15 protein-coding genes and 1 tRNA gene are annotated in these 13920 nt (G+C 40.9%); 8 read left to right on the top strand and 8 right to left on the bottom strand.

Annotated features, from left to right (window positions below; translation table 11 throughout):
* Positions 1-41: 41 nt before the first annotated feature.
* From M2134_RS11325 to M2134_RS11315, 3 genes are all read left to right on the top strand, one after another.
* Positions 42-950 carry a 1,4-dihydroxy-2-naphthoate polyprenyltransferase gene (locus M2134_RS11325; protein WP_280751301.1) on the top strand — a complete coding sequence of 303 codons (909 nt, stop codon included), beginning with the start codon at positions 42-44 and terminating at the stop codon, positions 948-950.
* Positions 951-1489: 539 nt separating this feature from the next.
* Positions 1490-2707, top strand: a complete 1218-nt coding sequence (locus tag M2134_RS11320) for a 6-bladed beta-propeller (protein ID WP_280752278.1) — start codon at positions 1490-1492, stop codon at positions 2705-2707.
* 18 nt (positions 2708-2725) lie between these two features.
* Positions 2726-3217, top strand: coding sequence for a GNAT family N-acetyltransferase (locus tag M2134_RS11315; protein ID WP_280752279.1), 492 nt, complete (start codon positions 2726-2728; stop codon positions 3215-3217).
* 6 nt (positions 3218-3223) lie between these two features.
* Here the strand turns inward: M2134_RS11315 and M2134_RS11310 are convergent, their stop codons facing one another.
* Positions 3224-4153 (bottom strand): cation diffusion facilitator family transporter, encoded by a 930-nt coding sequence (locus M2134_RS11310; RefSeq protein ID WP_280752280.1) that lies wholly within the window; start codon positions 4151-4153, stop codon positions 3224-3226.
* Between the two features lie 208 nt (positions 4154-4361).
* On the opposite strand from M2134_RS11310, the gene M2134_RS11305 reads away from it, so the two are divergent.
* Positions 4362-5150 (top strand): DUF3108 domain-containing protein, encoded by a 789-nt coding sequence (locus tag M2134_RS11305; RefSeq protein ID WP_280752281.1) that lies wholly within the window; start codon positions 4362-4364, stop codon positions 5148-5150.
* 184 nt (positions 5151-5334) lie between these two features.
* Positions 5335-6018: a GH25 family lysozyme gene (locus M2134_RS11300; protein WP_280758184.1), complete on the top strand. Its 684-nt coding sequence runs from the start codon at positions 5335-5337 to the stop codon at positions 6016-6018.
* 151 nt (positions 6019-6169) lie between these two features.
* Here the strand turns inward: M2134_RS11300 and M2134_RS11295 are convergent, their stop codons facing one another.
* The 5 genes from M2134_RS11295 to M2134_RS11275 all read right to left on the bottom strand — a co-directional run bounded on the left by M2134_RS11295 (position 6170) and on the right by M2134_RS11275 (position 9943).
* A complete protein-coding gene (locus M2134_RS11295; RefSeq protein ID WP_280752283.1) occupies positions 6170-6799 on the bottom strand; it encodes a WG repeat-containing protein in 630 nt (209 codons plus the stop codon).
* Positions 6800-6803: 4 nt separating this feature from the next.
* Positions 6804-7148 carry a hypothetical protein gene (locus M2134_RS11290; RefSeq protein WP_280752284.1) on the bottom strand — a complete coding sequence of 115 codons (345 nt, stop codon included), beginning with the start codon at positions 7146-7148 and terminating at the stop codon, positions 6804-6806.
* A 12-nt stretch (positions 7149-7160) separates the two neighbouring features.
* Positions 7161-8261 (bottom strand): SPFH domain-containing protein, encoded by a 1101-nt coding sequence (locus tag M2134_RS11285; protein ID WP_280752285.1) that lies wholly within the window; start codon positions 8259-8261, stop codon positions 7161-7163.
* A gap of 61 nt (positions 8262-8322) precedes the next feature.
* Complete coding sequence (locus tag M2134_RS11280; protein WP_280752286.1) at positions 8323-9168, bottom strand: hypothetical protein; 846 nt, start codon at positions 9166-9168, stop codon at positions 8323-8325.
* Positions 9169-9520: 352 nt separating this feature from the next.
* Positions 9521-9943, bottom strand: a complete 423-nt coding sequence (locus tag M2134_RS11275) for a lipocalin family protein (RefSeq protein WP_280752287.1) — start codon at positions 9941-9943, stop codon at positions 9521-9523.
* A 144-nt stretch (positions 9944-10087) separates the two neighbouring features.
* On the opposite strand from M2134_RS11275, the gene M2134_RS11270 reads away from it, so the two are divergent.
* Both M2134_RS11270 and M2134_RS11265 read left to right on the top strand, forming a co-directional pair.
* Positions 10088-10639 (top strand): hypothetical protein, encoded by a 552-nt coding sequence (locus M2134_RS11270; protein ID WP_280752288.1) that lies wholly within the window; start codon positions 10088-10090, stop codon positions 10637-10639.
* A 27-nt stretch (positions 10640-10666) separates the two neighbouring features.
* Positions 10667-12019 carry a protein kinase gene (locus M2134_RS11265; protein ID WP_280752289.1) on the top strand — a complete coding sequence of 451 codons (1353 nt, stop codon included), beginning with the start codon at positions 10667-10669 and terminating at the stop codon, positions 12017-12019.
* Between the two features lie 126 nt (positions 12020-12145).
* Here M2134_RS11265 and M2134_RS11260 read toward each other — a convergent pair.
* Positions 12146-12220: transfer RNA gene (locus M2134_RS11260), tRNA-Pro, on the bottom strand.
* Positions 12221-12445: 225 nt separating this feature from the next.
* Between M2134_RS11260 and msrA the strand changes: the two genes are divergently transcribed.
* Positions 12446-12943: a peptide-methionine (S)-S-oxide reductase MsrA gene (gene msrA / locus M2134_RS11255; RefSeq protein ID WP_280752290.1), complete on the top strand. Its 498-nt coding sequence runs from the start codon at positions 12446-12448 to the stop codon at positions 12941-12943.
* 36 nt (positions 12944-12979) lie between these two features.
* Here the strand turns inward: msrA and M2134_RS11250 are convergent, their stop codons facing one another.
* Positions 12980-13918 (bottom strand): glycosyltransferase family 2 protein, encoded by a 939-nt coding sequence (locus tag M2134_RS11250; RefSeq protein WP_280752291.1) that lies wholly within the window; start codon positions 13916-13918, stop codon positions 12980-12982.
* Positions 13919-13920: the final 2 nt, after the last annotated feature.

The following is a 13920-nucleotide window of genomic DNA, read 5'->3' as shown; positions in this document are numbered from 1 at the left end:
ATCGTTTACTTATGTTTTTCTTTGCAGAATAAAAGGAAGTGATGGAAGATATGTTGAAAAAAAACAGCTTAAAAGTCTGGTTGGAAGCGGCTCGTCCGCGCACCCTGTTTGCTTCGGTCAGCCCGGTACTGGTAGGGTGGGGGCTTGCCTGGCACGATGGAGGTTTTCTTTTCCTCCCGGCTATACTTTGTCTTTGTGTTGCCCTGTTGGCGCAGATCGCCAGTAATTTTGCCAACGATTATTTTGATTTTAAGAAAGGTGCCGACCGGGAAGACCGTCTTGGACCCGATCGGGCGGTGGCTTCGGGATGGATCACGCCGGGAGCCATGTTGATTGCCACTTTTCTTACGCTTGGCTTGGCTTGCTTATGTGGTTGCTTTTTATTGTTCTATGGCGGCTGGATTTTGTTGCCGGTAGGTATATTGATGGCGATCACAGTACTGGCCTATTCGGCCGGCCCGTTTCCGTTAGCCTATAATGGGCTGGGCGATGTGTGCGTTCTGTTGTTTTATGGGGTCGTGCCTGTCTGTTTTACCTACTTTGTGCAGGTAGGAACGTTTTCAGCCTCTGCCTTTTTATTATCGTTAGCGATTGGTTTCCTCTCTATTAATATATTGGTGGTGAATAATTACCGTGATTACGAACAGGATAAGATATCACGAAAACGAACTACAATTGTTTTGTTTGGCAAACCTTATGGCCGCGCAATCTATCTAATCAATGGGGCGTTAGCGGGATTATTGACCATGTTTGTTTTCCATGCCAGCTCCTTGTGGCTGTTTTTTATTGCTGCCGCCGCTGGCTATTATGTCATGTTTATCAACACCTGGCAACGCTTTGTGCGATTGGAAGGCAAAGCCCTGAATGCTATTTTAGGACGCACCTCCCTATTGGTATTTCTTTATGCTCTTATGGTAAGCGTAATGTTGATTTTTTCTGTCTGCAATTGACCTCATAGGTGGTATGTTGTCTGCGATACGTCGGTTGTCAGGCTTTAATTCAGGTATCGTAAGATGGAAAGGTGGGGATCGCGCTGCCAGCGCGAGATTATGCATAACCGTATGCAAGCGTAGCGCAGCTTACGGTATAGCGACTACCTGTCAATCAAGCGCCGCAGGTGCGAGATCTGCCATAATCCCGCCCCATGCGGGGCTTTTTATATAGAGGATTCACTACCGTAAGCTGCGCTACGCTTGCATACGGTTATGCATAATCTCACGCCTGCGGCGTGCATCCCCGCAATCTTCACATCTTCTCCCTCCCTTTCTCCCTTCTCCTTTCTCCTTTCTCCTTCCCATCTTCTCCTATTTGAAGATCCGCCCACCTATCCAATATCCTCCTTTTGAATATTAACATCAATCAATGAATCGTTACGATCCTTATTTGATGAATATAAATATTGTTAAAATAATAGGAGAATAAATAGTGTGTAAATGATTTACTAATATATTGCAACCTTATTGAAAATATTCACAAACAATTGAACCATATGATCAAGAGAAATTATTCTTTCTTATTGTTAGCCTTTATTCTTGTGTGTGCCTCCTGTAGTAAAAAAGATCTCTCCCAGGCTTATTGGGAAGACGCGCCTATCGTAGCTGAGCGCGTGATGGTGGAAGGAAATGAATTAATTAAATTGAATCCGGATCTATTGACCGACACGATTGTTTTTCCTTTAAGTTATTTCACGGAAGAGCTTGATATTATAAAATTGGACGATCGTGATGAAGCCTTGGTTTCGCCTCAACAAAAAGTGATTGTTTCTGACAATTATATCCTTGCTCTTGCTGGGCAGAATAATCCCTGTAAGTTATTTGAACGAGATGGGAAATTTATAGCTGATATTGGAGGAATAGGCAATGGCCCCGGTGAATATAGAAATATCCGCTCCTATCAACTGGATGAGGCTAATAATCGGATCTATTTGTTTTCCGGTTATAGCTCGTCAATCCTGGTGTATGATTTTGCGGGAAAAGTATTGGATCCTATCAAATTGCCACGTCAATTGAACGAATGCGCCTTCCATGTGAAGAACGATCGGGTGGAAATCATTGTTAAACCGAATGATCAGCCATTGACTCTTGCCTGGACACAAACCCTGAACGGGGAGATGCTCGACTCGATTCCTGCTGAACATCTTACCTTACATAAAGGAGCTTGGGCGCTTCGTCTTTATTCTGATAAACAAGAAGACCTGTTTGCTGTCCATTTTATGACACTGCCGGGTCGTGCGGATACATTATATCATATGAATTTCAATACGATGACAATAACGCCTCGTTTTATGATGGACTACAGCAACCGGGAGATGCAACCGCATAGCTACGAAGAGTGGAAGGATTATTTTGTTGGAAGCACCAGCGAAGAAATACATATTGTCATGGTGAATGAGGATGGCTCCGGCGACCGAAGGACAGAGGGGGACAAACCCGCGCATTATATTGTAGATAAGAAAACCTTGAAAGGCAATTGTTTCCGGATCGAGAATGATTTTATGGTTGGACAGGATATTGTTCATCAGCCTGTTTATCTGTTCGAGAATGGCTATTTTGTCCGCAATATGGATCCGGGCGAACTGGAGGAAAAATTGGAGACAATGCTTCAGTCGGAAGCCTTAAGCGAGAGTATGCGTAAGAAGTTTACACGCGTTCAGGAACAGATGGGCGACGACGATAACAATTATATCCTGTTCGCCAAGGTGAAATAGGGGCTAACCTTCAATACGATGTTTACCATACGAAAAACAACCGAAGAGGATCTCCCGGCGATTCTTGTTATCTATGCCTATGCCCGGCAGTTTATGGCTGAGACCGGTAATCCGAATCAGTGGATCAATGGCTATCCGACCCGCGAAAATATAGTAAGCGATATAGAGGAGGGGAATAGCTATGTGTGTCTGGATGGTGAAGGAGAGATAGTCGGCACCTTCTATTTCAAGATAGGAGAGGAGCCGACCTATGCGCGGATCTATGAAGGTGAATGGCTGGATCATGCGCCTTATGGCGTGGTTCACCGGATTGCCTCTTCGGGCAAGCAGAAAGGAATAGCGGTTTATTGCCTGGATTGGTGTTTCCGGCAATGTGGCAATGTGCGTGTCGATACCCATCGAGAGAACCGGGTGATGCAGTCTATCCTGCAAAAGATGGGCTATGCAAGGTGCGGAATCATATACCTGCAGAGTGGGGCAGAGCGTATTGCCTTCCAGAAAAAGGGCTGACGATTCTTATTCGATCATCTTTTTATCGATACCGAATTTCTCGATCGCATGACATTTGCCTTCGGGTTCGACATGCACCACGATATCGTAGACATTCTCCACGTACTCCTTGATGCTGCATTCAACGGCATCTGCAATGCCGTGCGCCTCGTTTAGGGTGATCTCGCCATCGACTTCGATATCGAGCGCGATCATATACATGCTGCCGATCTGACGGGAACGAACGCGGTGGGGATTGTGCGCTCCCGGCACGCGTTCAACGGCTTCGAATATCTTTTCATAAACGGTTTCATCTTTCACGCCATCCATCAACTCGATATTCGACTCCATAAAGATACCAATAGAGGTCTTGATAATAAAGCCGCTGATCACTAACCCGGTGATGGCATCCAGGATCGGCATGTGTAATATAAAGGTGAAGAAGAGTCCCAATAAGACGCTAACGGAGATGATCACGTCGTTCTGCATATTCTTCGCGTTGGCAATCAGCATAGAGCTATTGATCTTCTTGCCCTGTTTGATTTGATACCAGGCCAGTCCCCATTTGCCGACAATCGAGAAAACCGTCACATACAAGGCCAGCATGCCGGGTAGTTCGCGGGGTTCTGTAGAGAATATACGTTGGATGGAAGAGATCAGCATTTGTGCTCCGGCATAGAAGATCACCAGCGATAGGATCTTGGTAGCTATACTTTCCGCCTTCTCGTAGCCATAGGCATATTTCCGGCTGGGTGGTTTGTTGATGATTTTCGCGGCGAAAATCATCACAATAGAGATAATTACATCGGTAGCCGAGTCGATCCCGTCTCCCAATACCGCCAGGCTTCCGGCAACCAGCCCGATAACGATTTTGGCAACGGAGAGAATCGCATTGCCGATTGTACTGATCCACGATGTACGAATGAGTATTTTTTCTCTTGATTCTGGCGATGTCATGTTTTTTGATTCTGAAATAAGTCTGCACAAAGATAGCTCTTTTCCGATAGGCCGGATGAACAATCCTTACTTTCTTTGGTTATTATAACACACCCCGCGGCGTGTTACATTTTAAAGAAACAGGTTAAGAATAATTAAACAGACCTGTCTTTTGGCGTTTAATCGCGTCTTACATAATATAACTGAAAAACAAAATAGAAGATCGAACATGAAGAATAATAGTTGTTTTATACTCGTAGTCCTGTTGTTTTTGTTGGCCTCTTCGGCAAACGCGCAACAGAGCGACCGCACGCTTCCTTTTCGTCCGGGCGAAGAATTGACCTACGATATGCATGTGAAAGTTGGTATTATCAGTGCCAAGGCGGGTACTTCCCGACTGACGGTTAGCGAAGATCGATATAATGGGCAAAACGCTTTTCGTTTTAATCTATTGGCCAAGTCGAGCGGCATTGCTAAAAGCGTCTTTTCGATGGAGGATACCTTGACCTCTTACGTAGCAAAGGATCTGAAACCGCTCGCTTACCTGAAAGATGCCCACGAAGGCGGCGATCACACCATTGAGCGAGCCTCTTACGTTTATACGACAAAAAATATAGAGGTAAAGGCGCGTCGGATCAGAAACGACGAACTGCGTTTCGATACCCTCCTGGTGTCCGAACGGCCGGTGTATGATATGCTGAGCATTCTCTATTACGCGCGGACATTTGATTATTCGTCGATGAAAAAAGGCGATCGCCTGCCTGTCGCTTATTTCACAGGTCGCCGGATGGAAAATATGCTGATCGAACACCAGGGACAGAAAAGTATCCGGGCAAACGACGGACGCGATTACGACTGTATTAAATTGGTCCTGTTGTTGGATGAGAAAGCCTTTGAAGACGCGGATGCCGCCATGACCGTTTATCTTTCCAACGACCAGAACAAAGTCCCTATCCGCGTCGATTCCAAACTTAAAATAGGGACTACCCGCATTGTGATAAATAAATATACCTTATAACTGGGAGAATTTGTTGGCCGAGCATGGTCGACCAGTTGGCTGACCATGCTCGACCAATTGACTCACCATGCTCAGCCAGTTGGTCGACCATGCTCGGCCAACAAATAGCCCTGGGTTATTTGTTCTTCCGGCGAAGAATTATATCTTTGCGTAAGAACGCACAAGGTAAAAATCAGAAAAGAATATGAAACTACTATCATACATACTTATTCTAAGTTTTGGGATTATTTCTCTTACTTGTAATAGTCAAAATACAAATGGTAAGTATCATGGCATTGATGTGTCAAGACATCAAAAGGATATAGACTGGAAGCAGGTGGCAAAAGACAAAAACATTCAATTTGTCTATATCAAAGCGACTGAAGGGGAAACATATACAGATCCTAAATATAAATACAATATCGAAGAAGCGCGAAATAACAACCTAAAAGTAGGCGCCTATCATTATTTCCGCACCACCAGTTCCGCACATGGACAATTTGAGCACTTCAAAAATATAGCCCAGAAAGCGGATCAGGACTTAATCCCTATGGTTGATGTGGAAGAGTGTAAATACTGGAGCCGATCGCAATTCCAGGATAGCTTGAAAGTCTTTATCCGCTTAGTAAGAGAGCATTACGGAAAAGCCCCTATGATCTATTCCGTCAACTCCTTCTACAACAAAAACTGTGCACCGGAATTCAACAACTACCATTTGATGATAGGGCGATACAACGACGATCCCACCAAACATCCTGTTGTCAAAGGGGAAGGCACATACACCATCTGGCAATATTCCGAAAAAGGAAAAATCGACGGAATCGAAGATCCAGTTGACCTCGACCGCTTTAATTCGAAGTACACGATAGACGATTTGTTGTTGGAGTGAAAAATAACAATCTACATCTCTTTCATCGAAAGGGACTGGTGTTTAGTTTTTTATCAACATTTGCAGTCTTATAGAAACAGCCAGTTCCGAAACGTGCGTTTCGGAACTGCAGATATATGAAACTGATTTGATTTATAAAAACAATTGTTGTTCAGAATGATAAGTGTTGGGTGATGGTATTCCCATAGCTATCTAAAAAGCTTGTTCCTTTCTTTGTTTTCACCTCCACCCAAAAGTCGCCATTTGGCATTTCATTGTATATATGAAGGTATGGGAAATTTTTCTCAGCCCACCCTATCTTTTCATACTCCACCGGGATACGGGTATTCCCATTTGTATCTATTAAGCCATATTTCTTTTTAAGGCTAACTAAATATAGGTTTAGGAATTCCCAATCTTTCATGCCTTCCACATCAGAAAAATTATCAAGATTATCAGGCGTATCAGAGTCATCAACCATTTTGAACTCTTTATCAACCGGATCATACGTCATAATATCCTTAAAATGACTTTTGAACGCTTTCTCAATAGAGTCATACATTATGGGAATAATCACTTCGTATGAATTGTCATTTACCTGAAGTAAACCCTGTTTTTTCTTTAACTCCACTACGTATTGCCGAATGAGTTTCCCATTTGAAGTGTATTCGTTCACTCTTTTAATCGACTTGTATTCTGCCGGAATAATGATCTCTCCGGAAGAATTTTTAATGCCATATTTTCCTTTTTCCAGAAATATCGTAGGTGCGCCATCATTTGAGTATGAAACTGTCTTTGTCACTTTCTTAACTATTTATCTGTGAAACCTTCTTTATTACCACAAGCAAAATCGCTTCTCCCATCAAAGCAAAGACAATAAAAACCAAGAACCAATTGTCTTTGAACTGACTGTTAGCAAACAAGCCTAAGATAAATTCAATGACTCCGATAATTGGCAGGAAAAGAGAAAAGAAAATCTTAAAAGCATCTTTTAGCTGAATGACATTCACTGCGTATAACAAGACGGTATTAACTATTATCACAACGCTGTTAAGTCCGACATTAAAGATCGGATATGCCGATAGTATCATCCCTAACAAGAGATTAGAAAGCAGGATAATGCCTCCAATGAATAGAATTGTATTTTTCATATCGTTTAATTATTATGGGATTGGTGGAATAGGAGGTAATTGGGTGCCAAACAAAGACGCGAACTCCTGCAAAGAATTTATCGCTTCCCAATTACTCATCCCTTGTTTCCAAATAAGAGTATGAGCCGCTATCTGATTATTTTTGATACTATCTGATATCGCATCAAAAGCATAAGGACCACTTTGTTGCCCATTAACAACCAGATAGTATTGAGCAGGTGGCGGCGGTGGTGGCACGGATGGATTTGTATTAATAACATTGGCGGCCATACCTCCTATCTGTTGACCAACATTTACGCCAACTCCTAACCCCAACCCGGCATTGATCAGATTACCCCCGCCTGATTCGTTTCCTGCGGCTGTCTCTAACACGTCAAAACTTCTTTCCATTTGATAGGCATCTCGTCCCGTGATCTTTAAGCGGGCTGCAAAATCTTTCGCCTCTTTCAGTTTAGCAAAACTGGGATCATTCTCGACAACACTAATAGAGATAATGCAGAAATCTTTTATCTCAACACCATATTTAGAAAATACACTATTAAGTTTGTCTTGACAATAGATCGAAATGTCGTTTAGATGAGAATTGATAGTTAGAACAGATATATTGTCTCTGGTTAGTTTATCTGATATAACATTTGTCAGTTGAGACATAATAACCCCTCGAAAATAATCGCTGAGTTTCTCTACAGAAAAAGAGGTCATATTGCCTACAAACGCTTCCAAGAACACACGAGGTTCATTGATCCTAAAACCATATTGCCCAAATCCTCTAATAGGTATAATGATGTTGTACTTAGGATCCTCAATCTGAATAGGAGTAGCTGTACCCCATTTTCTGTCAAGAATAGATATTTGATTAACAAACCAAACTTCTGCTTTGAATGGGGTCTCGTTTCCAAAAGGAATATTTATAAGTTTTCCTAATAGGGGGATATTCTCCGACTTAAGGGTATATGTGCCACTTGTAAAATGATCTAATATACTTCCGCCTTTTACGAAAAAAGCCGTTTGGGAAGGGTAAACAATTAATTGAGATCCAAGCTTGATACTTTCTGAATCATATTTGCATACGAGATTATCGGTGCTAATATCATATTTTACTACATTGAGCATGTTTATTGCTGTGTGTTGTGAAATGTTTGAAATTGATTTTTTATAATCTAATTAAGGTTGATCATTCTGATAAAATAATGAAAATAACAAATAAAACCAATGAAATCAAAATTAACATAAACCACCAAGGCATACTGTCGCTTGATGGAACAGCTGGCTTTACATATTCAGGTTCTTTTGTTTGTATCATTTTTTCATATCTATCTACAAGGCTCTGAATGTTTGGAAACACTTTTTTTACATTATCGTTATCAAGCCAGCCTATATTGTAAGTTTTCTGAAGGACAAACTCGTCTATGGCGGATTTAAGAAAGAATACATCGTCGTGAATTTCGTAGCATATTTCATACAATGAGATGTAATCAAATATTTTATAGGCATCCCCCCAACTATATCCATCCTTATCACTATATAGTTTACTTGCCCATTTTCTAGATAGATAATATAGATTCCATGCAATATTTTCTGATGTAATATAAACAGTATCGTTATCAACTGCATATCTTTTTGCACTTCTCAAGTAGGTAACTGTCTCTTTTGCCTGTTTGTTTACAATATCCCCTTTTGTACTATTCCAAAAGGAACAAATCGCCTTATTTTCCCACAATGCAGCTGAATTAGGTACTATTTCCAATGCTTTATTACAATATTCATAAGCTTCATCATAATTTTCAGCAATCATAGCGCTCTCAATTATTGTGATAAGGTTAGAATACCTTTTTTGTTCATTTTCAGAGAGCGCCTCTATAACCTCATTTTTTGTTTTTATAACAACAGGTCGAACAAGGCGTACTTCTGTTTGACAAAAATCACATACAAACGATTGATTCTCATTACTAATTGATACTTGCGCTCCACAGTTTGGACATGCTTGATTAGTGATTTCAATAAATTGTGTTGTTTCCATAACTTTTTCTTCAGTTCCTCCGGCTCTCAAGGATGTCTATAAATAGGAAGAGTGAGCCTGTTAGCTTATCCTGCTAAAGGCTCTGGACTGCCTGCACAACGGATAAAGAAAACAACTCACTCCCTTGCCATATATGTGTAGGTACATATACGAGGAAAGGGAAGAACGTTTTATTTATTCTGTTGTGCGTTGAATTGTCCAGATTCTTAGCAAGAATAAAAGCTAAACGCTTCCTGTATAACTAAAATGTCATCACCCGATAGGATGATTCGGCAAATATAGTAAAACAAAATAGTTTAGCAACATTCGTGAGCTGTTTTCTATTTTTTACTTTTTATTTTTGTTTTTCGTATCACTCTACTTTTTCCCATTTCAACCGCTGTTTATCTACAAGGTCGAATTCGTAAATAAACGTGGTTGATGATAGTTCAATAATATTTACTGTAATAGGAATGCCAAATTCTCTTGAAGATAAGGTCAGTATGCCCTTGTTGATCGACCAGACTCCTGCATTGATGTAGGTCTTTTTCGTACAAGCATCATACTCATCGGCTGTGCCATCGGAATTGTATCTCACCCAACCATTATAATCACAGGGCTCATAGTAGGCATCTGCAGACGCAGGATTATTAACTTTCCCATTTATTTTCACCTCTACCAATTTCCATTTTCCGACAATATTAGAGGTTGCTACATCATTGTCTTTGTCATCATCACAAGATGAAAAGGACAGCGTCAGTGCTAAGCAAATGTAAAAAATAAGATACCGTTTCATGTTGAATTTTTTTAATTGTTTAACTGCTGCGAATGTAAGCGATTTATTTAGAATAAGTTAAATCCAAATAGTCCATTGCGTCCATTTCATCCATTCGTAAGCGGGTGTGGATATTTATTCTATTTTTGCAAAAAAAGAAAAATTATGATGTCGCCTGTTATTAAAAAAATGTTGGAAGAGAAGTTGGGGAGGGAGTTGCGCTATTCCTCCGATTGCGAATATCTTTCTTATGAAATAGAGAACGTAACGAGACAACGTGTGAGTACTAATACCTTAAAGCGGTTGCTTGGTTTTATTCAAGGGGTACAGGAGCCTCGTTTGTATACGTTGGATGCGATTGCCCGTTATCTGGGTTATGCGAATTGGGATTATCTGTTGACAGCTATCACCAAAGATGGTAATTCTTCATACACCACCATTGAGGAAATCGAGTGTAACAGGCTTAAAGCGGGCGACAAAGTTCGTTTTGAGTATTTCCCTGACAGAATGGTTATCGTAGAATATCAAGAAAACAGAAGATTTATTGTCATTGAAAGCAGGAATAGTAAACTGCTTATTGATGATATTATAGAAGTAAGCCATTTTGTATTGAACCACCCCTTACTTGTTTCTTCTGTTGTCAGAGGCGATATTTCTCTGGGAAACTTTATCGCAGGCAAAATTTCTGGCTTAACTGCGCTTTCTGTGGTGGAATAGCTATATTTGTAGCCTAACATTTCTACAGTGGAGACATCAAGTTTTGGTTATATAGAAGAAGAGGAACGCAATAGCCCATATAGTTTTTCTTCCATTCAAGAGCTACAAACGAATGGAGCAACTTCTGATACTTATAAAGTCTTAATTCATGGGAAATGGCACTTTCTAAAACGCCCTAAAGCCGAACACAAAGACAATCCTTTCTATTTATCTGCTTTTCAAAAAGAGTTTGAAATAGGATATAGCCTCAACCACCCTAATATAGTTAGATATATAACCAAAGGGAGTGATAAAGATGGTTTTTATTTCTTAACTGAATATATAGATGGTGTTCCGCTGTCAGAGTTTCTGGCTAAACACCCCAACTATTTTTCCGACAAAAAGAATTTGACTAAATTCATAAATCAACTTTTCTCCGCCATTAAATACATACATGAACGCCAGATACTCCATTTAGATCTGAAACCAGAGAACATCCTGATTACTGCTATAGGATATGATGTTAAGATAGTTGATTTTGGCTTTTCTTATTCCGACTGTTTTCAATCAACAATAGGGAAAACGACTATTTATGCAGCTCCCGAACAGTTATCACCAAATGAGACGGTCGATATTCAAACAGATATATATGCAATAGGAGGCATTCTAAAGTTTATTTTAGCAAATCGCATCGGTTCTCCATATAAAACACTTATCAAACGATGTCAAGAGCCTGCAAAGAAGAAGCGTTTTAAGAATATTGATGAGGTAGAACTATCTCTAAAGCAACAACGAAAAAAAAATAGATTATGGAGTGTTTTTATTCCTATCTTTTTATTTCTTACTACCGCATTCATCCTTTTGGGTTATCTGAATAGAGAAACCTCTTCATTAGAACATCTACCTGTACAACAACAAGAGGAGAAAAGTATTGCAATACCAGAAACTCCTCTTGAGAAAACACACACTTTAGAGCAGGAAAAACCTTCTCATTTAGAGAATAATTCGATACAGCAGATTGAAAAGACTGAAGTCATGAAACAAGAAGAGGAGAATAGAAGTGATCCCGAACAATCTGTTTTGTCCCCCACAGAAAAACTTAATTTAGATATACAGGAACTACTAAAGAAAAATTTTGCAAGACTTTACTCTAACTATGATGAAATAAACAGCGAAAACTATGATGAAATAAGCTCTGTATATCAAAATTCTGTCAATACTTCCTTGTCTATGGCGGATAGTCTAAACCTCATATATACAGACATAGACAAAAATGATATATCTAAAATGCTTTATATCAAAAGCATAGAAGAGGCTTCTATATATTTGATGTGGATGCAACAATATGATGCAAAACAGAGGAAAAGCGTTGATGTTGAGGTCTTATCAAATGAGAAATAAATCTCAAATAAATAATAGTCTATTTTACTACCGAAATCCCATTTTTGAGACATTATGGGGATATAATGGGGAATGATAAAAACAAAGAGGCTGAATATCATATTGACATTCAGCCTCTTTTCTTCGTCGGGGTACCAGGATTCGAACCTGGGACCCCCTGCTCCCAAAGCAGGTGCGCTAACCGGACTGCGCTACACCCCGAATAATGATCTGTTTGTTTTTGATCGCTGTTAGGACGCTTCCTAAATGCGGTTGCAAAGGTAGGGTTTTATTTTGAATAGCAAAATGTTTTCTTTACTTTTTTCGCATCATGTGTTGCTTCCTGCCTGTTGAAAGAAACCTTAGGGGAGAAGAGATCAGATTGATTATGATAAACGTATCGATTTTAACTCTTATATTTGTTCCTTGAAAATAAATATAGAATCTATGGTTTATCCGGACAATACAGCAATCGCTTATTTCGCATCAGGATGTTTTTGGGGTACACAGTATCATTTCGACAAACACCCGGGAGTGATTGAGACCTATGTGGGTTTTATGGGCGGTAAGAAAGAGAATCCGACGTATGAAGAGGTGAAAACAGGCGAGACCGGGCATGTGGAAACGGTTATGGTGGTCTATGATCCGACGCAGACCTCTTATCGTTTATTGAGTAAACTCTTTTATGAAACGCATGACTTCACGCAGATCGGCGGACAGGGATCGGATATAGGAACTCAATACCGTTCGGTGGCCTTCTACGATAATGATCATCAACAAATGGTGGCGGAAGAGGTGATGGAGGTCTTAACCAATATGGGCTATCCTGTGGCAACGTCGATTGAACCAGCTTCTGTGTTCTGGATTGCCGAGAACTATCACCAAAAGTATTATGACAAATCAGGCGGAACGCCCTATTGTCATATCTACCGAAAGATTTTCTAACGGATTAGATGCTGTTTGGCCTTTTGGGTGAGCTTCTTAATCCGCGAAGTTTCTTTTCTCATCAATAATATATTCGGGGCGTGCCTTTATCTCGTCGAACAGGATACCGATATAGGTGCCTAATACCCCTACGGTAATAAGCTGTACACCGCCAAAGAAGATGATCGTAAACATGATGGATGTCCAGCCCGACTCGGCGTTGCTGAATCCGTAGATCTTTCCTAAGGTGAACCAAATAACCAGTACGATCCCGACAATCACCGCTAGGGCGCCCAGTCCAAGTGCGAGCTTTAGCGGACGTTTCGAGAAATAGAGCAATGCGTTGGAGGCAAAGCTAAACATCTTGCTCAGCGGATATTTTGTTTCACCGGCGATTCTGGCTTCCCGTTCATAATAGAACGGTACCTGCTTGAAACCAACCCAGCTGATCAGTCCGCGTATATATTTCCCTTTTTCGTTCAGGCGATCGAATTCATTCATCACCTTTCGGTCGATCAATCGGAAGTCGCCCGTGTCCAATGGGAAGTTTACCTCACTCATGGAGTTCATGGTCCGGTAAAATAGCTTGGCCGTCAATAGCTTAAAGCGGCTTTCTCCCGCTCTCGATTTGCGGACGCAGTAGACCACATTGGCCTCCTCTTGCTCTTGCAGTGCCAGTATATCCGGGATCAATTCGGGTGGATCCTGCATGTCGGCATCCAGGATAATGGCCAGATCGGCATCGCAGTGATGAATCCCTGCCGTTACTGCCGGTTGATGGCCGAAGTTGCGCGAGAAATGAAGCACTTTAACCTGCTTGTCTTTGCTGGCTATTTCATCTAATAACATCCGGGTTTTGTCCCGACTGCCATCGTTAATAAAAATAATTTCCGTAGGATTCGACAGCCGGTCGAGTACGGCTTTCACCCGGCGGTAGGCCTCTGTAATGACCAATTCCTCATTATAGCATGGTATGATGAGAGCGAGCTTCTTCATGA

Origin of the sequence: Parabacteroides sp. PM6-13 (assembly GCF_029892605.1) — a bacterium.
In the GTDB taxonomy this organism is placed as follows: domain Bacteria; phylum Bacteroidota; class Bacteroidia; order Bacteroidales; family Tannerellaceae; genus QVMG01.
The sequence above is the reverse complement of the archived record's forward strand: the minus strand, read 5'-3'. Positions and strand labels throughout refer to the sequence as shown.

Bases quoted from the DNA above. Each gene is read 5' to 3' on its own strand.
- M2134_RS11325 (WP_280751301.1), top strand. From the start codon at position 42: ATGGAAGATATGTTGAAAAAAAACAGCTTAAAAGTCTGGTTGGAAGCG.
- M2134_RS11320 (WP_280752278.1), top strand. From the start codon at position 1,490: ATGATCAAGAGAAATTATTCTTTCTTATTGTTAGCCTTTATTCTTGTG.
- M2134_RS11315 (WP_280752279.1), top strand. From the start codon at position 2,726: ATGTTTACCATACGAAAAACAACCGAAGAGGATCTCCCGGCGATTCTT.
- M2134_RS11310 (WP_280752280.1), bottom strand. From the start codon at position 4,153: ATGACATCGCCAGAATCAAGAGAAAAAATACTCATTCGTACATCGTGG.
- M2134_RS11305 (WP_280752281.1), top strand. From the start codon at position 4,362: ATGAAGAATAATAGTTGTTTTATACTCGTAGTCCTGTTGTTTTTGTTG.
- M2134_RS11300 (WP_280758184.1), top strand. From the start codon at position 5,335: ATGAAACTACTATCATACATACTTATTCTAAGTTTTGGGATTATTTCT.
- M2134_RS11290 (WP_280752284.1), bottom strand. From the start codon at position 7,148: ATGAAAAATACAATTCTATTCATTGGAGGCATTATCCTGCTTTCTAAT.
- M2134_RS11285 (WP_280752285.1), bottom strand. From the start codon at position 8,261: ATGCTCAATGTAGTAAAATATGATATTAGCACCGATAATCTCGTATGC.
- M2134_RS11280 (WP_280752286.1), bottom strand. From the start codon at position 9,168: ATGGAAACAACACAATTTATTGAAATCACTAATCAAGCATGTCCAAAC.
- M2134_RS11275 (WP_280752287.1), bottom strand. From the start codon at position 9,943: ATGAAACGGTATCTTATTTTTTACATTTGCTTAGCACTGACGCTGTCC.
- M2134_RS11270 (WP_280752288.1), top strand. From the start codon at position 10,088: ATGATGTCGCCTGTTATTAAAAAAATGTTGGAAGAGAAGTTGGGGAGG.
- msrA (WP_280752290.1), top strand. From the start codon at position 12,446: ATGGTTTATCCGGACAATACAGCAATCGCTTATTTCGCATCAGGATGT.
- M2134_RS11250 (WP_280752291.1), bottom strand. From the start codon at position 13,918: ATGAAGAAGCTCGCTCTCATCATACCATGCTATAATGAGGAATTGGTC.